The sequence below is a fragment of the Thermostichus sp. MS-CIW-15 genome, assembly GCF_054060575.1.
The window spans coordinates 1-25,116 of sequence record NZ_JBSSDI010000035.1; the positions used below are offsets into that span (position 1 = coordinate 1).

Genomic DNA, 25,116 nt, shown 5'->3' on the forward strand with positions numbered 1-25,116 from the left:
ACTACCAATTTTCTGCTTTGCTTTGGCTACCATGTTGGCAGACTCGAAAGTAAACAGAAAGATCAACTGGTAGTAATCCGTACTGAACATATTATTATTATACATTATTTTCAGTATAGTTGAGCTTATTATTGACTAGAGTCATGCTCTCCCAGAGCTTGCGCATCTTGGCCAGGTAGGGATCCCCGGTGCGCAGGCGCAGGCGCTGGGAGACTTTGAACTGATCCGCTTGTACCATCACCAGGTCGATGGGGGGGCCGACGGAGATGTTGGATTTCATGGTGGAGTCGATGGAGAGGAGACCCCGGCGTTGGTGCGGGAATCTGCCGCCATCACCAAGCCAGAACGGGTGAGGATGCCAAAACAGTAGGTCATGGGTGCAAGGGGCTCGGCTTCTCGACTGTAGGATCTCAAAGCAGCGCCGAACCGATTTTGCTGCGGATCTCTTCCCGGAGGCGCGCGGTAATGGAGGTCTCGTCCAAATCGGCCAAAATTTGGGCAATGGCGGCTTTGGGCCCTTCTGGCCCCCAACTGGCTCCTTGGGCCAGGTAGCGACGGGCCGCCTCCCCGATGGCGTAGCAGGAAAACCCGGCCAAGACCGCTTGCGTCAGGGCCACCGAACCGTAGGCCCCTAGGGAGAATCCTCCAGCGAAGGGCAGGGATCCCCCCAGCAAGGTTTTCAGGGATCCCAGGCCCAAGAGCGCCACCCATTCTCCTGCCCCCAGGCTGAGCATGCTGAGGACGATCTTCTGCAGCAGTTGTGCGGCTCCCGCGCTGCTCATGGGCCAGCCATAGAGGCGGGACAGGCGCAGGATCAAGGCAATATCCAGGGCCAGCCCTCCCAAGGTATCGAGCAGGGTAACGGGGTTGAGGGCAACGGCCAGCGCCTTGGTGCGGGCAGCGGCGGCGATGAGGTCTTGGGCTTGCTGGGCGCGGCTTTGCAGCTTGCGCTCGATGACCTGTTGGTTGACGCGATCGGCAAACAGGAGGGCATTCAAGGCCAGCAGGGAGCGCCCCTCCCGGTGCAGCACCTCCAGGATCTTCAGGCGCAGGGCGTCCACTTGGGGGGGGCCGATCTCCATCTCCACGCCGAAGCTGCCATCTGGCCTCTGCACCAGCCGCGGCACGCGCGGGGAGGCCGCCACCATGACGATCTCGTCGGGAGAAAGAAGTTGCCGCACCCGTTCGTTGCGGATCTTGTCGTAGATGGCCTGGCGATCCGCCTCCGGGTACTGGTCGATCTTGTTGAACACCAGCAGCATGGGCTTGCCCGCCTCCCGCAGGGCCGCCAGGGCCTCAAACTCCACCCGCGTCAGATCCCCGCAGACCACAAAGAGGATCAGATCGGCCCGCTGCGCCACCTCCTGGGCCAGCCGTGCCCGCTCCTCGCCGTCCACTTCATCCAGGCCGGGCGTGTCGATCAGCTCCAGACGGGATCCCTGCCAGTGACTAACCTGAACCGACTGCACCGAGGCAGGGGGCAGACGGGATCTCTGCAGGGCTGCTGCAGAGAAGGGGGATTGGGGGCGGGTTTCCCAACTGATGTTCCAAGCTGCCGCTTGCTGGGTGCGGGTAATGCCGTGGGTGGGCCCCGTCTGGAAGACCGGCTCCCCCAGCAAAGCATTGAGCAGAGAAGATTTGCCCCGCCCCACCAGGCCAAAGGCAGCGATGTGGATCACCTCGGTTTCCAGCTTGTCCAGCAGCGTCTGCAGGCTCTCCAGCTCCCCTTCCAAACCCGCCATCTCCTGGGGGCTTAGATCCAGTTGAGCCACCCACTGGCGCAGGCTGCGCTTGGCTTGCTGGTAGTTGAGGTCATCTTCTAGGGTGTTGCGGCGAGCCATGGCAGTGACGCTCAATAGCAGTGGAGAACAGCCCGGCAGGGGCGGGTGTCAACCCTCAACGACAACGATGACGATAAGCAGAAACGCTAATCTCAAAGAAAGGCAGTTGGCCTTGCCGGGATCTGCAACTTTAAAAATAACGTTGAGAACTGGGAGTTTGCGACAGGAGGTTTTTCATGCCGAGGGCCATCTGGAACGGGGTGGTTGTGGCGGAGACCGACCGCTACGAAACCGTGGAAGGCAACATCTATTTTCCGCCGGAATCCCTGCGCTGGGAATACTTCCAGACCAGCTCCACCCACACCACCTGCCCCTGGAAAGGACAAGCCAGCTACTACACCCTGGTGGTCAACGGCCAGGAGAACAAAGACGCCGCCTGGTACTACCCGGATCCCAAGCCGGCTGCAGCCAACATCCGCGGCTACGTGGCCTTCTGGAAGGGCGTCGAGGTAGAACTCTAGCCGAGCCGAGTTGCCAACTGAGTATGATGGAGAAGAATTGGAGGGGCAATGCGATGCTGACCGATGGCCAGATTCCACGCAGCCCAACCCGCTGGGCAAGCAGGTGGTGTTGGGCCGGCTTGAGCCTCCTGTTGCTCGGTTGTGGCCCGGCAGGGTTTCGCACGCCGCGCCCCACGCTGGCCGGCAGCGGCCTCAACAGTATCTTCCCCGATGGGGAGCCCTCCTTCAGCGGGGATGGTCGCTACCTGGTGTTTTCCTCCGCCCGCGGCGGCAGCCAGGATATTTTTCTCTACGACACGGTGGAACAGCGGCTGGTGGACTTGCCCGGCCTGAATTCCAGCGACGTGGCCGCCACCTCGCCCGACATCAGCGCCGACGGCCGCTACATCGTTTACGTGTCCAATGCGCTGGGCAAATCGGAGATTTTTCTCTACGACCGCCAAACCCGCCGCGTTGAGAATATCAGCAGCCGGGTACCGGGAGATGTGCGCAACCCCACCATCAGCGGCGATGGCCGCTTTATCGCCTTTGAGAGCAACGGTCGCGGCCAGTGGAACATCGAGATCTTCGACCGTGGCCCGGCAGCGGCCACACGGCCCTCTGCCCCCAGCTCTTCTAATGCCGGCAGCAATCCCTAAGGGGATTCAGGAATAGCCAACCTGGACTTGTCGCATGCTCGCTGCCTTCGCCCAACGACTGGAGCCGCTGCACTCCAATGTCTTTGACCAGCTAGACCAGGCCAAGTGGGAGGCGCGCCGGTCGGGCTTGGATGTCATCGACCTTTCTTTGGGCTCCTCAGACCTGCCCCCGCCCCCGGAAGCGCTGGCAGCCATTCAGAGGGCCCTGGCAGATCCCTCCACCTATGGCTACACCCTGTTCCACGATACGGCCGAGTTTCGCGCCGCCTGCGCCCAATGGTATCTCAGGAAGTTCGGCCTGGAGATCGACCCAGAAACTGAGGTGCTGCCGCTGATCGGATCCCAGCAGGGAACGGCTCTCCTACCGCTGGCCCTGCTCAATCCCGGGGATGTTGCTTTGATCACCGACCCGGGCTACCCCTCCCATGGGGGCGGGATCCATCTGGCGGGCGGGATCCCCTACTATCTGCCCCTGCGGGCGGAAAACCGCTTCCTGCCCCAGTGGGATGAGATCCCGGCGGAGATCTGCCGTCGGGCGCGGCTGTTGGTGCTGAGCTATCCCCACAACCCCACCACCGCCACCGTCACCCCAGAGTTTTGGCAGGAGACGCTGCAATTTTGTCAGCAGCACGATATCTTCCTGGCCCATGACTTTCCCTATGTGGACTGGCGTTTCGACGGCCAGGTGGCTCCCTCGGCGCTGCTGGCGGATCCCGGCAAGACCCGCACCATCGAGTTCTTTTCCCTCTCCAAGTCTTACCACATGGGGGGGTTCCGGGTGGCCTATGCCATCGGCAGCCGCGAGCTGATCCGAGCTTTGCGCCTGGTGAAGTCCACCATCGACTTCCACCCCTACCAGGGCATCCTGCGGGGGGCGGCGGCGGCCTTGGCAGCTCCCGACAGCTTTTTGGATCACTGGCGGCAAGTGTACCGCGAGCGGCGAGATATCGCGGTGGCGGCTCTGCACCGCATCGGCTGGCCCGTGCCCCTGCCGGAGGCCACCATGTATCTGTGGGCGCCTCTGCCGGAGTTTTATCGCGGCTCTTCAGCCCAGTTTTGTCTAGACTTGGTACGGGCTACCGGGGTGGCTCTGTCGCCAGGCTCAGGCTTTGGCCCCGGCGGCGAAGGCTATGTCCGCTTTGCGCTGGTGGCAGAGGGATCCCGGCTGGAAGAGGCAATAGAACGAATTGGGGAATTTTTGGGCAAAGGCACTTCTGGTCTCCGGCAGGCCTAGTCGCATAGAGCCAGCTTAGAAGCAGCAAGGGGGCAGGCTACAGATGTTCCTCTGAGGCCGGTTGTTGTCCCCGTCCTGGCCTTTTAGGCTGCCAGTATTAGCTGCAGCCAGTGCCGGCTAATCTGAGCCAGGATAGGAGTTGTGTTGGCCCAGTTGGCTCCCAAGGGGCATGGAAAAAGAGACGCTCGAGAGTTTTTTGTCCATCCGCGGGGTGATGGGGGTAGCGCTCCTGAGTCGAACAGGCCGCCCTTTTTTCTACCGTTCTTTTCAGAACTTGGACAGCCGACAGCAGCAGGCCCTCACCGAAGGGCTGTTTCAGGTTTTGCAAACCATGCCCCCAGGACTGGACTATTTTGACTTTCAGTTTGCCGAGCAGCGGGTTTTCGTTTACCCTTTGGGGCCGGAGTGGGTGCTGCTGGTGGCGGTCAATGACGACCTGGTGATGCCGGTCTACACCTTGGCCGTCAACCGCCTGCGAGCCGAGCTGCAACGGGATACGCCGAAGGGCCTGGCCACCTTGCGCCTGTTGACCAGCCAGGCGGAGACGGGTCGGAACCTTACCCAACCCAGCTCCACCCTAGCAGAAGGCAAGCCCACACCAAGGGAGGAGGCGACCCAGCCGGCAGCGACAGGCAGCCGCATGGAGATGGATGTCTTCGTGCAATCTCTCAATCGTCTTTGCCAGATCACAAGCGGCTATTTGGGCAAGGCGGTGATCGTCAACTATTGGAAGGCGGCGCGGCAGGAAGTGGTGGAACGCCAGGGATCCTCAGCCGAGTGGCTCCATCAGTTCGAGATCGAGCGCAGCGGACAAATCCACTACAAGGGCACCCTCAAGGAGCTGGACGAATCTCAACAAAAGGTGCTGCGGGACTGGGTGCTGGCTTTTTTCCGCCGCTGCGAAGAGGTGATCCACGATTTTCGCAATTTAATCAAATCGGCGGAATTGCGCTTTTGACATGCTCCCTAAGGCCACAACACCCCCGCCCCGCAAAGGCTGGGCGGCTCTTGGCCGCGGAAAATCCAGGCTAAGCTATGACCATAGCCACCGTGGATCACGCTAGGTGCAGACGGGATCCCTGACCGAGGGTAGCTCCTCTGGTCACTGCGAACCGGTGCAGCGAGGATCTGCTTTGCTACCGCGATGCCACCGGATCCCTCGCTACCATCTGCTTACGGCACGCTAAGCGAAGGAGTTGCCATGCTGAGAATCGTCACCCAGCTAGCTGAGGCTGAAGCCGAGCTTAGACGGATCTCGGAGCGCACTCAGGCTGACCAGAACTTGCACCGCGAGGCAACCGTGCGGGAGATCCTACAAGCGGTACGCCGCCAGGGGGATCGCGCTCTCCTGGCCTACACGGCGGAGTTCGACCAGGTGGAGCTGAGCGTAGCCGAGCTAAAGGTGTCGGGGGCTGAGCTGGAGGCAGCCTACCAGGCGGTATCTCCGCAACTGCTATCGGCCCTGCGCTTGGCCAAACAGCGCATCGAAGCCTTTCACCGGCAGCGGGTGCCCAGCAGTTGGGTGAGCTTTCCCGGCCCCGAGATCGTCTTGGGCAAGCAGTACCGCCCGGTGGATCGCGCTGGCCTCTACATTCCAGGAGGGCGGGCCGCCTATCCCAGCACGGTGTTGATGAACGCCATTCCGGCCAAGGTGGCGGGGGTGCCCGAGATTGTCATGGTGACCCCGCCGGGATCCGACGGGCTGGGGGGCAAGGGGATCAGCCCGGCTATTTTGGTGGCCGCCCAAGAAGTGGGCATCCACACCATCTATCGCGTCGGCGGGGCCCAGGCTATTGGGGCCTTGGCCTATGGCACCGAGACCATCCCCAAGGTGGACGTGATCACCGGCCCCGGCAACATCTATGTGACGCTGGCCAAGAAGCTGGTCTACGGCACGGTGGGGATCGACTCGCTGGCGGGGCCTTCCGAGGTGTTGATCATCGCCGACGAGAGCGCCAATCCCCTCTACGTGGCTGCCGATCTGCTGGCCCAAGCGGAGCACGATCCCTTAGCAGCCGCGATCCTCCTGACCCCCGATCCCAAGCTGGCCCAACAGGTGCAGCAGGCTGTAACCACCCAGATGGAAGCCCACCCCAACCGTCTGCTGGTGGAGAAGGCGGTGGCCAACTACGGCCTGATCGCGGTGGTGCCGGATCTGGCCACAGCGGTCAACTTGTCCAACCAGTTTGCGCCGGAACACCTGGAGCTGCAGGTGGCGGATCCCTGGGCTCTGCTGGATCCCATTCGCCACGCGGGGGCGATCTTCCTGGGACACTACACCCCAGAAGCGGTGGGAGACTACCTGGCCGGCCCCAACCACACCTTGCCCACAGCGGGGGCGGCCCGCTACGCCTCAGCGCTGGGAGTGGAGACCTTCCTGAAGCACTCCAGCCTAATCCAGTACGGCTCGGCAGCCCTGCAGGAGGTGGCCGGCGCGATCCAAGCTCTGGCGCAAGCCGAGGGGCTGCCCGCCCATGGCCAGTCGGTACAGGTACGGCTGGCGGAGGAGCACTAACCTAGCCTAGACAGGGCTTGAACCGCAGTGAAGACGGAAGGTGGAGCAGATGGGGAGCCGGCTCAGGCAAAACTGGCTGGGGCAACTGGGGGGAGCTCTTGTGGCGGTTTGGATCGTCTGGGCGGAGGGGAGCGCCGCCTGGCCGAAGGACATAAAAGACATAATGTCGGCTGCCCCCGAAGCAATCTCTTCTCCTGCCTTGCCCATCCCGTGGGAGTGGGTATACGACTTGCAGGAGCAGGCGCGGCAACGGCAGTGTACGCTGGTGGGCCTGTTGCGCAGCCGGCCCCTGCCGGCCCCGGATCCCCAGTGGCAGGTGTACACTCGTCTGGATTTGGTTGCCACGCCTCAGACCAGTCGGTTGACCAGTGTGTTGTTTGCCAAGAACACTCGTACCCAAGCCTTGCAAGTGATCTATCAAGCTGCGGCGTCTGTGTACGACCCCGTTGAGCCATTGGATTTTGCCATGATCCTGCCTCTGGCCTGGCAGGACAACACCCTGCTGGCGCGGGAGTACGCAGGCTGGTTCCAGACCGACTTGAGCTGGGATCGGGCGGTGATCTGGCCCTTGCCCGCCGACTCGAACAGGATCCCACCGGTACAGGTTTGGGAGCCACCGCCGGCCCTGGGGTATGCCGAGCTGCTGGACTGGGATCCCCAGGCGCGAGGGCGGGTGCTGTTTGCCGTGGCCGATAGCCTGGAGGAGGTGCCGCGGCTGGTGAGCGTTGGCCCTGGTCAAGACTTGCTGTTGCGAGGGACGGCACCGCTGCCAACCTCCGAGCCTCCTCTCCCGCAAAAGGGCTGGACCAGCGCTACCCTCGCAGGGTCGGTACCCATTTGTCATGCCAACAACTTTGGGCTAAACATCAGGTAGTTCCTCCCCAGGGTTTTGGAGCTGCCGCCGATCTTTGGGGTGCTTAGGAGCCGAGGGGAGGATCTAGAGCAGCCCCTAGCGGGAGAGGGAGTAAGCATGCCTAGACCCCAAGTACGACGCGGCTGGCCTTTAGAGGCCTTTGTGGGCGATGTTATTGTCTGTACGCTGGAGGGATCCCATCTGGATCAGGTGACGGAGATCCGGATCAGCCCGGCGGGCAAGGGGATCCGGGTTAGCTTCGGGGATCCCTTGGGGCGCTCCCAAGAGCCGGTGCAGGCCACTGCCGAGGCGCTGACTGTGACTTTTGAGATCGATCCCAGCACCTACCCCGGCGAAAAGCGCATCGAGCTGATCTCGCCGGCAGGGCCCAGCGATCCCCTGCCGTTTTTGGTGATGATGTAGAGGCGCGCAGAGGGGAAGTGAGTCATGGCGTTGGCAACTGCCTCGACCGACTTGGGCGCGCTGCTGCTGGGAGTGGGCCTGTTGCTCCTGGTGGGAGGCTGGGCCTGGCGGCTGCGGCGACAGCAGCGAGCTGCTCCCCCAGACTCGACAACTGTTTTGCCGGCAACGGCGATTGACCTCTCTGCCCTTACGGCGGAACAGGCGGCCCAACTGCAGCCCTTCGAGCAGGCGGTGGGAGATCGGCCGCGGGAGCCCATTGCCTGGTACAACCGCGCCACCACCCTCGACCAAATGGGGCAGGCCCAAGCCGCCCTGGCCAGCTACGACCGGGCCCTGCAGCTGAAGCCGGATTTTCCCGAAGCCTGGAACAACCGCGGCTCTCTGCTGGACGATCTCGGCCGTCACCAGGAGGCGCTGGCCAGCTACGAGCGGGCTTTGCAACTGAGGCCGGATTTTTTCGAGGCCCGCTTTAACCAGGCCAACACGCTGCGGCAACTGGGCCGCTACCAAGAAGCGCTACGCGCCTACGAGCAGGTTCTCACCTTCCGCCCCGACAGCGGGGAAGCCTGGCATCTGCACGGGCTGACCTTGGCCTCCTTAGAGCGGTGGCAGGAGGCGGTGAACAGCTACGACAAGGCCCTGGCCATCAATTCCAGCGATCCCCGGGTTTGGCAAAGTCGCGGGCTGGCCCTGGTGCACCTGGAGCGCTACGCCGAGGCTCTGGCCAGCTATGAACGGGCTCTGCAACTGGGATTGGAGTCGGCCTCTCTCTGGGCCGGCCACGCCCTCGCCCACCACCGCCTGGGCAACTGGATGGAAGCTCTCAACAGCTACGACCGCGCCCTGCAGCAGGATCCCCGGCGTTCTCAGATCTGGGTGCAGCGCGGCCTGGTGCTGATGGACTTGAACCTCTACGGGCTGGCCATCCAGAGTTTTGACCGAGCCCTGCAGATGGATCCCGACGATGCCGAGGCCCACTACGCCAAAGCCTGCTGCTGCGCCTGGGAAGGCCAGGTGCCCCAGGCCCTGCAAGCCTTGGAGCAAGCCCTGCGCCTGCAGCCGGAACGCTACCGCCCCTTGCTCGCCTCTGAGCCCTATTTCGACCTCATTCGCGGTGAGCCGAGCTTTACGGCCTTCCTGACAGCCCTCTCCGGCCTTGGAACCGACACGAACTCTACCTCCCTGACGCGAACGGCTCCATCCTCTGCTTCCTAGATTTCTTCTGAGGTTCCAAAGTGAGCCAGCAGCAGCAATCCGGCGATTCCGCCAAATGACGGAGAGAAATTCGGCTCTTTTGCTGAAGAAAGCTGCTGATTTTCCGTAGGGATGCTGTTGCTTGCGGCGGAAAACCCAGTAAACTAAGAACACTCCAGCTCCTGGCAGATCTCGGAGGCAAGCTGTGTTCTTGTTAACATCTGGTAGCATTTTCACGGCTACAACCTGATACTGTCTGCCTGCAAGCTTCTTCGCGGTTGGTTCCAGCAGAAGTCTGGCCTAGGGAGAATGGGGGTCGCCTGGCATCCTCTGCCTTTGAGTTGTTTGGGTGCTGAATCCAACCTTGAATGGCTTCAGCTCAAAAAGAAAAAAAGTAGTTGTCTATGCTAACGGCTCCTCAGCAGCCTTCTCTCGACGACTCCGAGCCGCCGGCGCCATCGACAGCCGCGGCTCCCCTGTTTTCTGCCAAAGCTGGTGCTGGGGATTCTGGATCCGGAGCTGTGGGTGCGTCTATGGCATCCAAATATGAAGATGTTAAAGCTCAAACTGCTGCACTGTTGCGACTCTACCACCAGACTCGGGATCCAGCCCTGCGCAACCGGCTGGTGGAAATAAACCTGGGCTTGGTGCGCAAAGAAGCCCACCACTGGCGTAACCAATGCGACGAAGGATACGACGACTTGGTGCAAGTGGGTTGCATAGGGCTCATCCAAGCCATCGAGCGCTTCGATATCAGCCGCGGCCTGGCTTTTAGCTCCTTTGCCATGCCCTACATTCGCGGAGAAATTCAACACTACCTGCGAGACAAAAGCCCAACAATACGGATCCCACGCCGCTGGGCGACGCTGCAGCGACAAGCCAAGAAGGTGATCGCGCGCCTGAGACAAGAATTGGGCCGTTCTCCTTCTGAGGCGGAGGTGAGGGAAGCCCTACAACTGACGGAGCAGGAATGGCGAGAGCTGGAGCTGGCCCAACAAAACAGCCTTTTGCTCAGCCTAGATGCTCCCGTACAAGTTGAAGAAGACAGCGTTGCTTTGGGGGATACCATTCCCGATCAGCGCTACCGCAGTTTTCAACTGGCCGAAGAAGATCGCATCCGCCTGCAAAATGCCTTGGCCAAGCTGGAGGAGCGCACCCGACAGATTTTGGAATTTGTTTTCTTCTACGACCTCACCCAAAAAGAAACAGCAGAGCGGCTGGGGATCAGTGCCGTTACCGTTTCCCGACAGGTCAAAAAGGGCCTGGAGCGCTTGGCTAAGCTGCTGAGTCAGGACATTTTTTAGGGCGTTGCCGAGAAGGAAGATCCCTGGGCTTTGCGACAGTCTCCAGCGCTTTTCCAGGCAGATCTGAACCCTCTCCCAAAGTGGAGATCAAGGCGACAAAGAGCCTCACAACAACTTTCCCGTAGTCCAAGGCTTTAGTTACTTCAATATCAGTGCAGTATCCTGGTCGAAATAGCTGTAACTTGTGTCTTCGCTTTAATCTTTTTTGTCTCGAGCTTTGTCTGAAGCTTGATCTTTGTCTTGGGAACAATTTGCTCCCCGGTTCTGCAGTTGGCTTAGTTGGGAGCGCACCTGCAAGGCAATTTGCAAAGCAGCATCCAAAAGCTGCGACTGTTCGCTGGCCTGTTCTCTTAGCTGGAGCGCAGTCAGAGCTGCCAGCTCGTCGCCGAAGAACTCCCTTTGCTGCTCAATAAAGTCTTTGTTCTGCCGCAAGATCCGTTCAGTTTTCAAGGCGCGGATTAGGTCGCTGCGAGTCAGCTTCAGAGCCTCGATGATCTGATCCCGCTGGGGCAGCTTGGCCTCAGGATTGCCCGCCTCTACCAATTCATCGTTGATGTGAATGGCTTGAATGAGCCGATTGTAGCGATCTACTTCTTCTAGCAAGTTCAGCAAGAGCGGCATGCGGCGGCTGCGGAAAATCCAATAGGCTTGGCCCAAAGCGGCAATGGCTGCCAGGATTCCCCATTCCACCAGCCAACTTTCCCAACTGCTGCGCAGGCCAGGGATCAAAATTCGCCCCACCAACGTCAGCAGGGATCCCCCTGACCAAAAGGTCAAGAAACGGCAGAACAAATCCAGCACCAACAGCAGGCCCAGCAGATCCCAAAAGGCGGAGAACTGGCGCAGCCAGTCTTTCCAGCGACGGATAGGCCGAGGTCGGTACAGCCAGGCTATGGGTACCCCAGAAAGGTTTTCCACCAGAAAAGGGGAAATGACCAGCTCTTGTAAATCCCGCCGCATGGCCATTGCCGAGTGTTACAAATTGTCCCCATTCTACTGAGATTGTTTTCCTGCTTGGGGATCCCTTGCTGGAAGGAGACTACCGGCAAATCTGGATAAGATAAGATCTGCTCTGCTATTTGGGTCTTCACGCCCTTGCGCCGGCAGCAGCGGGAGACCGGCTCGCGGAGCAGCAATGGGTACAGGTTTGGGAAAGAGGAGACAAGCAGGGTGAGCAGCCAACTGCGCCAACTGAAGGCCCATCTCGCTGAACCGGAAAACTTTGCCCCCTACGGACAGGTGATCTACCCTGTCCCCGACCACAAACCCTTCGACAGCCAAGATGCCCAGTTGGTTTTGAATCAGGGCCAGCCCCGCTTCTACTTGATGCGCCTGCCCCGCCGCGGCCTCAAGTTTAGCCAGATAACCCACCACACCCGCTGCACCCAGTGTCTGGGATCCCTGCACGGCAAGGAGTGGTTTATCGCCGTCGCGCCGCCCGCCGACGAGCTGCAAGTGGACGAGATTCAGGCTTTTCGGGTGCCCGGCGATCGCTTTATCAAACTGGAGATGGGCACCTGGCATGCCGGCCCCTACTTCGACCACGAGGAGTTCATCGATTTCTATAATCTGGAGCTGGCCGACACCAACCTCACCGACCACGAGACGATCAACCTGCTCCAGACCTACAACCTGGAGTTTCAGATCGTCCCCTGAAGGCGGATCCCTGCAGTCTCGGCAAAAAAATCGATGTAGTCTTTACGCTTGAGCGCGGAAAGAGGTGCGGGGATCCGCAGCTACGCTATAGGAAGGGGCAGAGGCTGAACTCAGGTTCTAGCCCTAGAGGATCCGGCTGAGTTGGGTGAGCATTTCTTGACTGGGGTTCGAGTTCTGCCCTTGCCGACAGAAGTCTCGGCACAGCAACTTGTTGGGCCAGGTGATAGAACAGGGTCAAACCTGGCAGCGTTTTGGAGGTTTGTTGCGATGGCCGCACTCCAACTCAACAAGGTGAGCCGCCAGCTCTTGGGGGCTCTGGCCCTGTTCCTGTGCCTGGGACTGTTGTCTGCCTGCGACGAGGGTAGCAGCAGCACCGTCAGTCCCCCCAGCCTCACGCCCACTCCCACCCCCGCTGGTCGGTAAGCCCACAGGATCTTGCATGCCTTGGCAGCGGCTGCCCAGTTTGCAGCAAGTCTGGGCAGGGATGGTTTTGAGTCTGCTCTGCCTTTTTCTGTTGGCAGCCTGCGGCGGTGGGGAGGGATCCCTTACTGCGGTGGGGCCCCCTCCGGCAGGGGAGCTGCCCATCGCCGGTTTCTTGTGCCAGTTGGATCGCCAGACCCGCAGCTTTGCCGGCCCCATCTATGCCGAGCAGCCTCAGGCTGCCACCTGCAATCCCGGTCGCCTCACCCCGGCAGCAGCCCAAAAGATGATGGATCGGCTCAACTTTCTGCGGCTGTTGCACGAGTTGCCGCCGGTGAAGCTCAATCCCGAATTCTTGGAGGCCGCTCAGCAGGCGGCCCTGATGCAGGTGGCCAATGGCGCCCTCAGCCACCAGCCGCCCCCTTCTTGGCGCTGCTTTACCCCTGCTGGGGAGGCGGGATCCCGCTTCAGCAACCTGGCGGTTGGGCCCATCCTAGAGCTGAACGGCCCCGATCCAGGCCGGGTGTTGGCGCGGCAGGTGGACATCTATTTTGCCGAGCCAGGTCGAGAAAACTTTGTGGATGTGGGGCATCGCCGCTGGAACCTGTATCCTCAGTACGCCCAGGGGGCCTACGGCATTGTCTTTGACCCACGGGCTGGACGGGTGACCCAGGCCAACGCCAACTGGATCTTCGGTTTTGACGAGTCGGTGCCAGATCCAGAGTTCATCGCCTTCCCGGAGAAAGACGGCTACCTCTACCGCCTAGAAGGGTTTTCCGGCCAGCCCCTGTCTGCCTACCGCTGGTCTTTCTCGGTGCCCAGCCGTGGCGGCAAGGCTGATCTCAGCCAAGCCCAAGTCCGCATCACCGATGCCCTCAGCGGCGAGCCGGTGCCTGTTGGAGATCTCCGCGTGGGGGATCCCGCCTTTGGCCTGGAAACTTTGACCTACTCCGTGGGTTCGATCCAGCCCAATCGCAACTACACCTTTGAAATTAGCGGCATCCGTCTCAACGGTGGCCCCCCCCGCACCTATCGCTACACCACTGCCCTCTACGACTGCGATCCCCAAACTTCCCAACGGCCCGCACCCCTCACCGAAGGGCTGGGGATCCCGCCCCGTCTGCTCTGGCAGATGGACTTTCAACCCTCTCAACTAGCTTTTCCTCACCCCCAGCCCCTTTCCCAAAGGGGAAAGAGGGGTCTGCTGCTGATACATTCACGCTGAACTCTCCTGAACATGGTTCAGGAAAGAAGCGATCGCATCCTGCCTATCTCTGAGCAGGAAGGCGGTATCCCGCAAAGCCCTGAGGAATACCCCCCGAGCGCTTTCCCCCTTCACTTCCCGGCAACCGTTGCGGTGGACTCAAGGATCAGGGGGAAACTTGGTCTACTATATCCCTCTCAATGACTTTTGCCAAACCGCCTAAAGCTCAGTAAATTCAGCAAAGTTCAGGGTTTTGGGGGTTAGAGGCATGCTCCTGGAAGCCTGACTTTATGCATAAAGCGCAATTCGAGAATGACAAAACTGCATAACCTGTTACAGAGTGTAACTTCCAATACCAAAGTTAACGGTTCGTCATCGCTAGGATAGCCAATGTTCACCCCACGGCAGCGATCATGGCGAACCAATTTGAACGCCTCAAAAGCGAAAAGGATGGGCTGGCGGTCAAGGCCGAGCTGGAGGCGTTTGCCCGGATGGGTTGGGAGAACATTCCTGAAGACGACCGGGATCACCGCCTCAAGTGGCTGGGGATCTTCTTTCGCAAGCGCACCCCTGGCCAGTTCATGCTGCGGCTGCGCCTGCCCAATGGGATCCTGACCAGCGGCCAAATGCGCAAGTTGGCCGAGATCCTCTGCCCCTACGGCCAAGATGGCGTAGCCGACATCACCACTCGGCAAAACCTGCAACTGCGGGGCATTCCCATTGAGGACATGCCTCAGGTTCTGCGGCAACTCAAGGAGGTGGGCCTGACCAGCATCCAGTCGGGCATGGACAACGTGCGCAACATCACGGGATCCCCTCTGGCCGGTATTGACCCGGACGAGCTGATCGATGTGCGCGGCCTCACTCGCAAGGTGCAGGACATGGTTACCAACAACGGCGAGGGCAACCCTTCCTTCAGCAACCTGCCGCGCAAGTTCAACATCGCCATCTGCGGTTGTCGCGACAACTCCGTGCATGCGGAGATCAACGACCTGGCCTTTGTGCCCGCCTTCAAAAATGGCCGCCTGGGCTTCAACGTCCTGGTGGGCGGCTTTTTCTCGGCTCGCCGCTGCGCCGAGGCAATTGGCCTAGATGTCTGGGTGGATCCCCGCGATGTGGTTCCTCTGTGCGAGGCGGTGCTGCTGGTCTACCGGGATCACGGCCTGCGGGCCAACCGGCAAAAGGCGCGGTTGATGTGGCTCATTGACGAGTGGGGCCTAGAGAAGTTCCGGGCGGCTGTGGAGCGCCAGATAGGCCACCCTCTGCTCAGGGCAGCGGAAAAAGATGAGGTGGTCTGGCACAAGCGGGATCTGCTGGGGGTGCATGCCCAGAAGCAGCCGGGCCTCAACTTTGTCGGCCTGCATGTGCCGGTGGGGCGGCTCAACGCCCTGGAGATGATGGAGCTGGCCCGCTTGGCGGAGGTGTACGGCTCCGGGGAGCTGCGGCTGACAGTAGAGCAGAACGTGCTCATCCCCAATGTGCCCGACTCCCGAGTGGCCCCGCTCCTCAAAGAGCCGCTCTTGAAGAAGTTCTCCCCTAACCCAGGGCCATTGCAGCGGGGGTTGGTGTCCTGTACGGGCAACCAGTTCTGCAACTTTGCCCTCATCGAGACCAAAAACCGGGCTGTGGCCTTGATGGAGGAGCTGGAGGCGGAGCTGGAGATCCCCCAAACGGTGCGCATCCACTGGACGGGCTGCCCCAACTCCTGCGGCCAACCCCAAGTAGCCGATATCGGCCTTATGGGCACCACTGCTCGCAAGGACGGCAGGGTGGTGGAGGCCGTGGACATCTACATGGGAGGAGAAGTGGGCAAAGACGCCAAGCTGGGCGAATGTGTGCGCCAAGGGATCCCTTGCGAAGACCTCAAGCCCGTCTTGGTGGAGCTACTGATTGAGCACTTCGGGGCCAGGCCGCGTCGTGATCCCTCGGCTGCTCAGACCTCTGCTTCCCCCTTGATGACCTACTAGGCAGTTCGTCGTTCGAAATTTTGGAGGTTGTGATGTCTAAGCTATTCAACACTTCCTCTCCCATCTCCCGTCGCCAGTTTTTGGCTGGGGCAGCTGCCCTTGCGGCTGGAGCAGCTACGGCTGGGATCCCCCGCGCCCAATCGCAATCCTTGGGCAAAGGCTACTGGGTGGCGCAGGCCGATACTCCCGAAACCACCAGCGCCAAGCTGGGGTTCATCGCTCTAACCGACGCGGCCCCCCTGATCATCGCTAAAGAAAAGGGGTTCTTTGACAAGTACGGCATGAAGGACGTAGAGGTGGTCAAGCAGGCCTCTTGGGGCACCACCCGCGACAATTTGGTGCTGGGATCCGCCGCCGGCGGCATCGATGGGGCACACATCCTCACCCCCATGCCCTACCTCATCACCACCGGCAAAGTTACCGATGGCAAGCCGGTGCCTATGTACATTTTGGCCCGTCTCAATCTGGACGGTCAGGGCATCAGCATTTCCAACCAATATCGGGATCTGAAAATTGGCTTGGATAGTTCCCCCCTCAAAGCTAAGTTTGCCGAGTTGCGAGCAGCCGGCAAAGAGCCCAAATGTGCGATGACCTTCCCCGGTGGCACCCACGACATGTGGATGCGCTACTGGCTGGCCGCAGGCGGGATCGATCCCACTAGCGACGTCTCCGTCATTGTGGTGCCGCCGCCGCAGATGGTGGCCAATATGAAATCCAGAACCATGGAAGCCTTCTGTGTGGGCGAGCCTTGGAATGCCCAGCTGGTGAACCAAAAAGAGGGGTATAGTGCCCTCACCACCGGCGAGCTGTGGAACGGCCACCCGGAAAAGGCCTTTGCCCTGCGGGCCGACTGGGTGGATGCGCACCCGAAAGCCACCCTTGCCCTGTTGAAAGCGGTGCTAGAAGCCCAGATCTGGTGCGACCAGATGGAAAACAAAGAGGAGATGTGTCGCATCATCGGCGACCGCCGCTGGCTGGGGGTGCCTGTGCCCGATATCTTGGGCCGTTCTCGGGGCACTTTTGACTACGGCACCGGCAAGGTCGTTGAAAACAGCCCCCACCTGATGAAGTTCTGGCAGAACTACGCTTCCTACCCCTTCAAGAGCCACGATCTCTGGTTTTTGACCGAAAACATTCGCTGGGGCTATCTGCCTGCCGACACCGATACCAAAGCCTTGGTGGAGCGGGTGAATCGGGAAGAACTCTGGCGAGAAGCTGCCAAAGCCATTGGTCAGGGGGCAGCCATTCCCCCCAGCACCTCTCGAGGAGTGGAAACCTTCTTCGACGGGGTGCAGTTCGATCCCGAAAATCCTGCCGCCTACCTGGAGAAATTGGCGATTAAGAAGCTGGCCTAATTTCCCAACTTTCCCCAGCAAGTTAGCTGCAAACCCTCTGTCCAGGAGAGAAGGGATCCCCGAATCCCCACAAAGAGTGTTCAACTGAAACCCCTTCTCTCTTGGGATCCTCTTAAGTTGACTTCAACCTTACTCCCAGCAAGCCATGAGGATTTTCCACTCTGCCCTACAGTTGGGCTACCACCTCTTTCGGATCCTGCTTCCCCTACTGGTTGGCCTAGGCCACTGGCTGCTGAAAACCGGCCAAGGTTCTATTCTTCAGTCCAGTACCGGAATCGGTTCTCCCGCCAGTTCTGCACCTTCTTCTGCTTGGCGGCAAAGAGTCCAAATCCACAAAGCGCTGCGTCGCATTCTGTTGCCCGCTACGGCCATTTTGCTCGTCCTGATTCTCTGGCAAATCATTTACAGCCGTCCCGGAGCCAATTTGCCCACGCCTCTCCAAGTTTGGCAGGACACCTGGGATCCCCTCATTAAAGATCCCTTTTTTGACTATGGCGGCAATGCCAAAGGTCTGTTCTGGCAAATTTGGGCCAGCTTGCGGCGGGTGTTCATTGGGTTTGCCCTGGCCGGCTTGGTGGGGGTTGTGGGCGGCATGATCATCGGGGTCAATCGCTGGCTGTACGAGGCTTTGGATCCCATTTTTCAGGTGCTGCGCACGGTGCCGCCTTTGGCCTGGCTGCCGATTTCTTTGGCTGCCTTTCGAGATGCCAACCCTTCCGCCATTTTTGTAATCTTCATTACGGCCCTCTGGCCCATTTTGATCAACACTGTTGTCGGCGTACAGCAGATCCCTCAGGACTACCGCAACGTGGCCAGAATTGTGCGCATGTCCGGCTGGAAGTACTTTTTCAAAATCGTTTTCCCGGCAACTGTGCCCTATATTTTTACCGGCTTGCGCATTGGGGTGGGCTTGTCTTGGCTGGCCATTGTGGCAGCGGAAATGTTGATTGGCGGTGTGGGCATCGGGTTCTTCATCTGGGATGCCTGGAATAGCTCCCGCATCAGCGAAATTATTCTGGCTTTGATCTATGTCGGGATGGTGGGTCTTCTGCTGGATCGCATCACGGCTTGGATTGGCTCGCTGGTGGTGGCTGAGGATCGCTAAATGAGCTTGGCCGAGTTTTAGATTGGTTGCTGACAATTTCTCCATGTTCTCAGAAATCATCTCAGGGGAATCATGAAGACCCAGCCTTACATTGAAGTGGATCATGTCGACAAGGAATTTCTCCTCGACAACGGAGAGGTCTACCCTGTCCTGAAAGACATCCACCTGGAGATCCAAAAAGGGGAATTTGTCTCGCTAATTGGCCACTCCGGCTGTGGCAAATCGACCCTACTCAACATCATCGCCGGCCTGGAAAAGCCTTCCCGCGGAGGCATTCTCCTGGAGGGCCGACAAGTTACAGATCCCGGCCCAGATCGCATGGTGGTATTTCAGAACTATTCCCTGCTGCCCTGGCTGACGGTGCGGGAGAACGTTGCCCTGGCCGTGGACGAGGTGCTGGGATCCCTTCCCAAAGCGGAGCGGGACCGGATTGTGGCAGAACACATTCGCCGTGTGGGGTTGCAGGGGGCAGCCGATAAACGCCCGGCCCATCTGTCAGGAGGGATGAAACAGCGGGTAGCCATTGCCCGGGCTTTGGCCATCCGTCCGCGGGTGCTGCTGTTGGATGAGCCCTTTGGCGCTCTGGATGCCTTGACGCGCGGCAACCTGCAGGAGCAACTGATGGAGATTGCCCAGGCGGAGCAGCTCACCTGTGTCATGGTTACCCACGATGTGGATGAGGCGCTGCTGCTTTCGGATCGGGTGGTAATGATGACCAATGGCCCGGAGGCCCGCATTGGCCAGATTTTGCGGATCCCTTTTCCTCGGCCCCGCCATCGTTTGGAAGTGGTGCGTCACCCCGATTACTACAGCCTGCGGGGAGAGATGATCTACTTTCTCAACCAGCAAAAGCGGGCTCGCCAAAAAACGCCTGTTCGCGTGGCCATTGCCAAACACGGCCTGGAGAAGGTCAATTTGGAGGTTGGCTTTGTGCCCCTCAACGACTGCGCCCCGCTGGTGGTGGCGCAGCAAAAAGGCCTGTTTCAAAAGCATGGCCTGGAGCAGGTCACCCTGGTGCGAGAGCCAGGCTGGAAGACCATCTGGGAAGGGATCCGCTCCGGTCGGCTGGACGCGGCTATGGTGGTGGCCGGGATCCCGTTGGCTTCCACCTTGGGAGTAGGGGGAGTTCCGGTGCCTTTGATTACCGCGCTAACCCTCTCCCGCGGCGGCAACGCCATTACCTTTGGGCGCAGACTTTTGGAGCGAGGCGTTCAAAGCCTGGCGGATTTTCGCCAATACCTCAACCACACCCCCGACACAGTCCACACCCTGGGAGTGGTTCATCCGGCTTCCATGCAAAACTTCCTGTTGCGGCACTGGCTGGCCGGTGGGGGGGTGGATCCGGATCGGGATGTCACGTTAACCGTGATCCCACCCCCGCAGATGGTGGCCCACCTCAAGGCCGGCAACATCGATGGCTACTGCGTGGGCGAGCCCTGGAACTCCCGCGCCGTGCGGGAACAGTTGGGATTTATCGTCGCCACCACCCCTGAAATCTTACCCAGCCACATCGAAAAGGTGCTGACGGTGCGCCAGGACTGGGCCCAAAGCTACCCCCGCACCCACGTGGCTCTGGTCAAAGCACTACTGGAGGCTTGTCACTACTGCGATCAGCCGCAGCACCGTTCTGAGATCTTGGAGTGGCTGGCTCAGCCCCAGTATGTGGGCGTGGCCCTGGAGGATCTGCAGCCGGGGTGGACGGGTATTCTGCAGCGGGGAATTGCCGATGAATCCCAAGCCCTTGTCGGTTTTCACCAGTTTGCCAACGGGCGCAACACCTGTCCGGAAAGATTGGAACACCTCTGGATCCTGACGCAGATGGCTCGCTGGGGACTCTGCGCTTTTCCCCGCAATTGGGTTTCGGTTCTCGACCAAGTTCTGGACAGCGAAACCTACGCCCTAGCCGCTAGAGAACTGGGCCTGCCGGATCGGGCCCATGACCGCGGAGCTTTGCTCTTTGCCGATGGATCCCGCTTTGACGGAGAGGATCCCGTTGCTTACCTGGAGTCGGTGGCCATCCGGCAGGATCTGAAGCTGCAGGAGTACCAGCTCAGCGAAGTTTAGCTTTTGTTACCTTAAACTCTCGATTGGAAAACACCATGATGACCAGCTCCCGCACGTTCTCCTCACCGCTATCTTCTGCTTCTCCGGTTGCAGGACTGCCCCTTCTTTGTCTTCAGAATGTGGGCAAGACCTACTTCACCTCAGCAGGGCCCTTCGTTGCGCTGGAAAATATCAATCTGGAAGTGGCTGCCGGTGAGTTTGTTTGCATTATCGGCCACTCGGGTTGTGGCAAATCCACCTTGATCAACATGGTGGCGGGTTTTTCGACTCCCACTTCGGGATCCATTACCCTCAAGGGCCAGCCCATCACCTCCCCAGGGCCAGATCGGATGATGGTGTTTCAACATTATTCCCTTTTGCCCTGGCTGACGGCTTTTGAAAATGTTTATCTGGTGGTGGATCAGGTTTACCCAAACAAATCCCGGCGGGAGAAAAGGGAAATCGTTGAAGAACACCTAGAATTGGTAGGTTTAGCAGAGGCAGCCCACAAGCGGCCCAAGCAGCTTTCTGGAGGCATGAAGCAAAGGGTTGCCATTGCCCGCGCTCTTGCCGTTCGTCCAGAAGTTTTGCTGTTGGATGAGCCTTTTGGGGCCTTGGATGCCATTACCAAAGAAGAGCTGCAAGACGAGCTGCTGGCCATTTGGCGGGATCACCGCTGCACGGTTTTGATGATTACTCATGACATCGACGAAGCTCTCTACTTGTCAGACCGGGTGGTAATGATGACCAACGGCCCCGCTGCCCATATTGGTGAGATCTTGACCATTCCCTTTGAGCGACCGCGCATCCGCTCCCGCATTATGGAAATGCCCGAGTTCTACGAATTGCGTAACCGCGCCCTTGACTTCCTCTATCGCCGCTTTGCCCATAGGGAGGATTAAGCTAGGAATCAAAACGCTTGGGGAGGGAAGTTGATGGCCGCTGCTCCGGTTCAGGTAGTTCCAACCGATCTCCCAATGGAGGAGCGGGTCTTGCCCTGCCCAAAACCCTTGCCGACTATCTGGCCAATCCAGTTGCCCAAACCAAATGGGTAGATGGCTACATTGTGGAGAAAGTGGGGCAAACCTTAGGGCATGCAAAGATCCAAACCCGACTTCTCTTCCGTTGGCTCGGTTATGTTGAATGTCAGCCATTGGGGGGTATGGTTTTGGTGAAGGCTCCCGGCCAAACCAAAGGCAAAGTCAGAAGACCTGATGCTGCCTACTCATCTCCAGATTTAATCCAGCAATTTGGAGAGGATATTGCCACGCTACTGCAGAGCTATCCTCTGGTTGAGGAGATCTTCTCTCCAACCGACTGTGGAGAAGATATTTTCCTAAAAGCCCAAGAGTATCTCAGCTCCGATGTACTGGAAGTCTGGCTGATTTTTCCCAGAAGCAAATACGTTTTTATCCAAACTCAAGATGGCCATCTTTGGCTAGCTGAACAGGACACTGACAAGAGCTAGGTTGTATGACCTGGCTTGGAGATCCAAGTTGCCGCTCTTCTCAGCTAAGGGATCCAAAATGCGAGAGAATTGGGCGTTTAATAGGGATCCCCACTCATGGTGACCGCGATGGAGTCGGAAAAAGCTGTCATCAAAACCCTATGTCCCTATTGCGGTGTGGGATGTGGATTGGAGGCGGTTTCGACAGCCTCAGGTGACTGGAAAATGAGAGGCGACCGGGATCATCCTTCCAGCTTGGGGATGGTCTGTGTAAAGGGGGCCACGATCCTGGAGGCAGTTGGTCGGGATCGGCTGCTCTATCCCCTGTTTCGGGAGAGCTTGGATCAGCCCTTTCGCCGCATTTCTTGGGATCAGGCTTTTGAGGAGATGGTTTCTCGGCTGCGCTGCCTCAAAGACAACCCTCACTCCATGGCTATGTATGGATCGGGGCAGTTGCTCACTGAAGACTATTACGTTGCTCAAAAGCTCATTAAGGGCTGCCTGGGCACCAATAATTTTGACACCAACTCGCGCCTGTGCATGTCCTCAGCCGTCTCGGCCTACACCCAATCCCTGGGATCCGATGGCCCCCCCTGCTGCTACGAGGATCTCGATCTCTGCAATCTGGCTTTTCTGGTGGGCACCAACACAGCAGAGTGCCATCCCATTCTTTTTAATCGCCTGAAGAAGCGGCACAGGACCGGATCCCCCCTCAAAATAGTGGTAGTGGATCCCCGGCGCACTCAGACAGCAGAAGCTGCCGATCTCCACTTAAAAATTCGCCCCGGTACGGATATCGATCTTTTCAATGGGATTGCCCATTTGCTGTTGAAGTGGGGATCAATGGCTACCGATTTTATCGAGGGCTGCACCCAAGGTTTTGCCGAATATGCAGCTTTGCTGGCCGATTATGAGCCGCAGATTGTAGCCCAGCGCTGTGGAATTGCAACTGAGGACTTGATTGAAGCGGCCAAGCTCTGGCAGGGATCCCAGAGAGTTCTATCCCTTTGGTCGATGGGCCTAAACCAGTCCAGCGAGGGCACCGCCAAGATCACCAGCTTAATCAACCTGCATCTCCTGACCGGGCAAATTGGCCGACCGGGGACGGGCCCCTTTTCCTTGACCGGCCAGCCCAATGCCATGGGCGGTCGAGAGGCGGGGGGGTTATCCCATCTGCTGCCGGGATATCGGCTGGTGAGCCAGCCCCAGCATCGGGCAGAGGTGGAGCAGGCTTGGGGTTTGCCCGGCGGCTCCATCTCCCCCCACCCAGGACTGAGGGCCACCGAGATGATTGCCGCTCTGGAGACGGGATCCCTGCAGTTCTTCTGGATTGTGGCCACTAATCCTTTGGTGAGCTTTCCGGATCTGGAACGGGTCAAAAAAGCCCTGAAAAAGTCTCCCTTTACCGTTTACCAAGAGGCTTATTACCCTACAGAAACGGCAGAATATGCCCATTTGCTTTTGCCCGCCTGCCAGTGGAGCGAGAAAACCGGGGTGATGACCAACTCCGAGCGCAGGGTTACCCTTTGTCAAGCCTTTCGAGACCCCCCTGGCGAAGCCCGACCCGATTGGGAGATCTTTGCTGAAGTGGGGCGCAGGTTGGGCTTTGAAGCGCAATTTTCCTTCCAAACCGCGGCAGAGGTTTATGCAGAATTTGCCGCCCTTACCGCAAATCGCCTCTGCGATCACTCCGGCCTCAGCCATGCCCTTTTGGCAGAACAAGGCCCTCAGCAATGGCCTTATCCCAAAGAAAGAACCTCGGCTCCTAAGTCCACTCGCCTCTACACAGATTGGCGTTTCCCGACCCCCGATGGCCGCGCCCGCTTTATCCCCCACCATTCCCGTGGCCTAGCAGAGCCGCCGGATCCCCAGTTTCCCTACGTATTAACCACGGGCAGGCTTTACGGCCATTGGCACACCCAAACCCGCACCGGCAGGATTGAAAAAATCAAGCAAATGCACCCCCAACCCTTTATTGAAATCCATCCTCGCGATGCGGAAAAGCTGGGCATCCAAGATGGGGATTGGGTTCAGGTGCGTTCTGCCCGCGGGCGGGCCTATTTCCCGGCCAAGATAACTGCCAACATCGCCCCTGGAACAGTGTTTGTGCCCATGCACTGGGGATCCCTCTGGGCAGAACAAGCTGAGTGTAATGCCCTTACCCATGACATCAGTTGTCCCGATTCCGGCCAGCCGGAATTAAAAGCCTGTGCCGTTGCTCTTGAGAAAGCCGACCCACCGCTCAAGCAATCCCCTCAACTCTAGATTTGGTTCCTAATCGAGGTTCCCATGACTCTGTTTCAGTTTGAGCAAGATTTTGCCGACTCTCTGCGATGCATCCCCATGACCTTGCGCCTAAAGCTGGATTTGTGCGGGATCAAGCTCAAGCTCCATCAATGGGCCAAGTTTTCCTTAGAAGAGCGGCGGAAGTGTGTTGATTGGCCCTCTGAATCTCCACAGGATCTAGAAGAACTCCGCAACCATCTGCGCCATTTGGTTCGCTCCATCTGCCACGAAGAGGCGCAAGAGATTCCCATTGACCCCCAGCCTGAATGGCAAAATCCCAACCAGATCCCAATGGCTGTCCAACAAAAAGCTCAAGACCTGGGGATCCGGCTTGCCCTCGATTTCTGGAGAAACTTGCACGATATCCAGAGATTTGCCTTGCTGAAGTTGAGCTGATCCCATCACGAAAACAAAAATTTCTTGCCCGCTCTGCGAGAGTTTGGCCTTAAGATGGCGAGGGATGGTGATTGCAGTTACTCTGAATCTATTTGAGAGAGATAGTCTGATACATTTACGCTGAACACTGCTGAACATCACTGTTCAACTATGCAGCGATAGCATTCTGTTTGTTTCCAAACAGAATGGCGGTATCCCGCAAAGCTTTGAGTAGAATACCCAAAGCGCAGTTTCCGTGTCGTCTTACTACCAATTTTCTGCTTTGCTTTGGCTACCATGTTGGCAGACTCGAAAGTAAACAGAAAGATCAACTGGTAGTAATCCGTACTGAACATATTATACATTATTTTCAGTATAGTTGAGCTTATTATTGACTAGAGTCATGCTCCTCTGCCATGCGCTGCCCCAGACGACCACCCCCAACCCCTCTTCCACCCTGGGAGAGGAAATGCCTGCTCTAGGGGATCCGGGTCCGCAACAGTTCAAGTGGGCTAATGGGGGATCCCCCTCGAGAGGGGAGAGACTCAGCTCAGCAATATCCGTGCCTAGTCAAAGCAGAGGGCTATTGTTAAGGAATCTAAAGTAAAGTTGAGCTTTTGATATCACTGTTGCCGTCTTGTTACCGAAAGCGCTATCGTCTAAGCATCAAAGCTTTTTTCAAAGCTGCTTTATGGGCCCTGGAGGAGCATGACTCTAGTCAATAATAAGCTCAACTATACTGAAAATAATGTATAATATGTTCAGTACGGATTACTACCAGTTGATCTTTCTGTT

The 25,116-nt window shown here is 58.7% G+C and carries 21 protein-coding genes and 2 pseudogenes; 20 read left to right on the forward strand and 3 right to left on the reverse strand.

All coding sequences use genetic code 11. The features are described 5' to 3' along the window. Positions 1 to 145: 145 nt before the first annotated feature. Positions 146 to 301: pseudogene (locus ACVW0R_RS11470) on the reverse strand (peptidase); the annotation flags it as partial. 109 nt (positions 302 to 410) lie between these two features. Beyond that, positions 411 to 1,841, reverse strand: a complete 1,431-nt coding sequence (locus tag ACVW0R_RS11475) for a DUF697 domain-containing protein (protein ID WP_457502079.1) — start codon at positions 1,839 to 1,841, stop codon at positions 411 to 413. Positions 1,842 to 2,017: 176 nt separating this feature from the next. Here ACVW0R_RS11475 and ACVW0R_RS11480 point away from each other — a divergent pair, with 176 nt between their 5' ends. The 9 genes from ACVW0R_RS11480 (at position 2,018) to ACVW0R_RS11520 (ending at position 10,463) form a co-directional block, all read left to right on the forward strand. Further along, positions 2,018 to 2,302: a DUF427 domain-containing protein gene (locus ACVW0R_RS11480; RefSeq protein WP_457502080.1), complete on the forward strand. Its 285-nt coding sequence runs from the start codon at positions 2,018 to 2,020 to the stop codon at positions 2,300 to 2,302. Between the two features lie 53 nt (positions 2,303 to 2,355). After that, positions 2,356 to 2,940, forward strand: coding sequence for a TolB family protein (locus ACVW0R_RS11485; RefSeq protein ID WP_011429491.1), 585 nt, complete (start codon positions 2,356 to 2,358; stop codon positions 2,938 to 2,940). Positions 2,941 to 2,974: 34 nt separating this feature from the next. Then, positions 2,975 to 4,174 carry an LL-diaminopimelate aminotransferase gene (locus ACVW0R_RS11490; RefSeq protein ID WP_457502081.1) on the forward strand — a complete coding sequence of 400 codons (1,200 nt, stop codon included), beginning with the start codon at positions 2,975 to 2,977 and terminating at the stop codon, positions 4,172 to 4,174. 169 nt (positions 4,175 to 4,343) lie between these two features. Further along, positions 4,344 to 5,132, forward strand: a complete 789-nt coding sequence (locus ACVW0R_RS11495; RefSeq protein ID WP_240527732.1) for a hypothetical protein — start codon at positions 4,344 to 4,346, stop codon at positions 5,130 to 5,132. Positions 5,133 to 5,375: 243 nt separating this feature from the next. After that, entirely contained in the window at positions 5,376 to 6,689 is a 1,314-nt protein-coding gene (gene hisD / locus ACVW0R_RS11500; protein ID WP_011429494.1) for a histidinol dehydrogenase, read from the forward strand. Between the two features lie 49 nt (positions 6,690 to 6,738). Then, positions 6,739 to 7,563, forward strand: a complete 825-nt coding sequence (locus ACVW0R_RS11505) for a hypothetical protein (protein ID WP_041438096.1) — start codon at positions 6,739 to 6,741, stop codon at positions 7,561 to 7,563. 96 nt (positions 7,564 to 7,659) lie between these two features. Continuing rightward, the gene (locus ACVW0R_RS11510; RefSeq protein ID WP_011429496.1) at positions 7,660 to 7,965 is read left to right on the forward strand and encodes a hypothetical protein; all 306 of its coding nucleotides are present in this window, start codon (positions 7,660 to 7,662) and stop codon (positions 7,963 to 7,965) included. 24 nt (positions 7,966 to 7,989) lie between these two features. Next, positions 7,990 to 9,180, forward strand: coding sequence for a tetratricopeptide repeat protein (locus ACVW0R_RS11515; protein ID WP_099812413.1), 1,191 nt, complete (start codon positions 7,990 to 7,992; stop codon positions 9,178 to 9,180). 512 nt (positions 9,181 to 9,692) lie between these two features. Beyond that, positions 9,693 to 10,463, forward strand: a complete 771-nt coding sequence (locus tag ACVW0R_RS11520; protein ID WP_041438097.1) for an RNA polymerase sigma factor SigF — start codon at positions 9,693 to 9,695, stop codon at positions 10,461 to 10,463. A gap of 195 nt (positions 10,464 to 10,658) precedes the next feature. Here the strand turns inward: ACVW0R_RS11520 and ACVW0R_RS11525 are convergent, their stop codons facing one another. Further along, positions 10,659 to 11,423 (reverse strand): hypothetical protein, encoded by a 765-nt coding sequence (locus tag ACVW0R_RS11525; protein WP_457502082.1) that lies wholly within the window; start codon positions 11,421 to 11,423, stop codon positions 10,659 to 10,661. Positions 11,424 to 11,633: 210 nt separating this feature from the next. Between ACVW0R_RS11525 and ACVW0R_RS11530 the strand changes: the two genes are divergently transcribed. From ACVW0R_RS11530 to ACVW0R_RS11580, 11 genes and pseudogenes are all read left to right on the forward strand, one after another. Next, complete coding sequence (locus ACVW0R_RS11530; RefSeq protein WP_099813246.1) at positions 11,634 to 12,119, forward strand: ureidoglycolate lyase; 486 nt, start codon at positions 11,634 to 11,636, stop codon at positions 12,117 to 12,119. A gap of 267 nt (positions 12,120 to 12,386) precedes the next feature. Beyond that, positions 12,387 to 12,542 (forward strand): hypothetical protein, encoded by a 156-nt coding sequence (locus tag ACVW0R_RS11535; protein ID WP_168173315.1) that lies wholly within the window; start codon positions 12,387 to 12,389, stop codon positions 12,540 to 12,542. Positions 12,543 to 12,558: 16 nt separating this feature from the next. Then, on the forward strand, positions 12,559 to 13,764 hold the full coding sequence (locus ACVW0R_RS11540; RefSeq protein WP_457502083.1) for a CAP domain-containing protein: 1,206 nt from the start codon (positions 12,559 to 12,561) through the stop codon (positions 13,762 to 13,764). Between the two features lie 392 nt (positions 13,765 to 14,156). Then, on the forward strand, positions 14,157 to 15,710 hold the full coding sequence (locus ACVW0R_RS11545; protein ID WP_457502084.1) for a ferredoxin--nitrite reductase: 1,554 nt from the start codon (positions 14,157 to 14,159) through the stop codon (positions 15,708 to 15,710). A 32-nt stretch (positions 15,711 to 15,742) separates the two neighbouring features. Continuing rightward, the gene (locus ACVW0R_RS11550; RefSeq protein ID WP_099812408.1) at positions 15,743 to 17,065 is read left to right on the forward strand and encodes a CmpA/NrtA family ABC transporter substrate-binding protein; all 1,323 of its coding nucleotides are present in this window, start codon (positions 15,743 to 15,745) and stop codon (positions 17,063 to 17,065) included. A gap of 145 nt (positions 17,066 to 17,210) precedes the next feature. Continuing rightward, positions 17,211 to 18,170 (forward strand): nitrate ABC transporter permease, encoded by a 960-nt coding sequence (ntrB, locus tag ACVW0R_RS11555; protein WP_099812407.1) that lies wholly within the window; start codon positions 17,211 to 17,213, stop codon positions 18,168 to 18,170. Positions 18,171 to 18,242: 72 nt separating this feature from the next. Continuing rightward, positions 18,243 to 20,234 (forward strand): nitrate ABC transporter ATP-binding protein, encoded by a 1,992-nt coding sequence (locus ACVW0R_RS11560; protein WP_457502085.1) that lies wholly within the window; start codon positions 18,243 to 18,245, stop codon positions 20,232 to 20,234. Between the two features lie 38 nt (positions 20,235 to 20,272). Beyond that, on the forward strand, positions 20,273 to 21,115 hold the full coding sequence (locus ACVW0R_RS11565; RefSeq protein WP_414418209.1) for an ABC transporter ATP-binding protein: 843 nt from the start codon (positions 20,273 to 20,275) through the stop codon (positions 21,113 to 21,115). Positions 21,116 to 21,132: 17 nt separating this feature from the next. Beyond that, positions 21,133 to 21,681 carry a Uma2 family endonuclease gene (locus ACVW0R_RS11570; protein ID WP_457502086.1) on the forward strand — a complete coding sequence of 183 codons (549 nt, stop codon included), beginning with the start codon at positions 21,133 to 21,135 and terminating at the stop codon, positions 21,679 to 21,681. Between the two features lie 108 nt (positions 21,682 to 21,789). Beyond that, on the forward strand, positions 21,790 to 23,925 hold the full coding sequence (locus ACVW0R_RS11575) for a molybdopterin oxidoreductase family protein (RefSeq protein ID WP_457502087.1): 2,136 nt from the start codon (positions 21,790 to 21,792) through the stop codon (positions 23,923 to 23,925). A gap of 24 nt (positions 23,926 to 23,949) precedes the next feature. After that, positions 23,950 to 24,339: pseudogene (locus ACVW0R_RS11580) on the forward strand (nitrate reductase associated protein); the annotation flags it as partial. Positions 24,340 to 25,116: the final 777 nt, after the last annotated feature.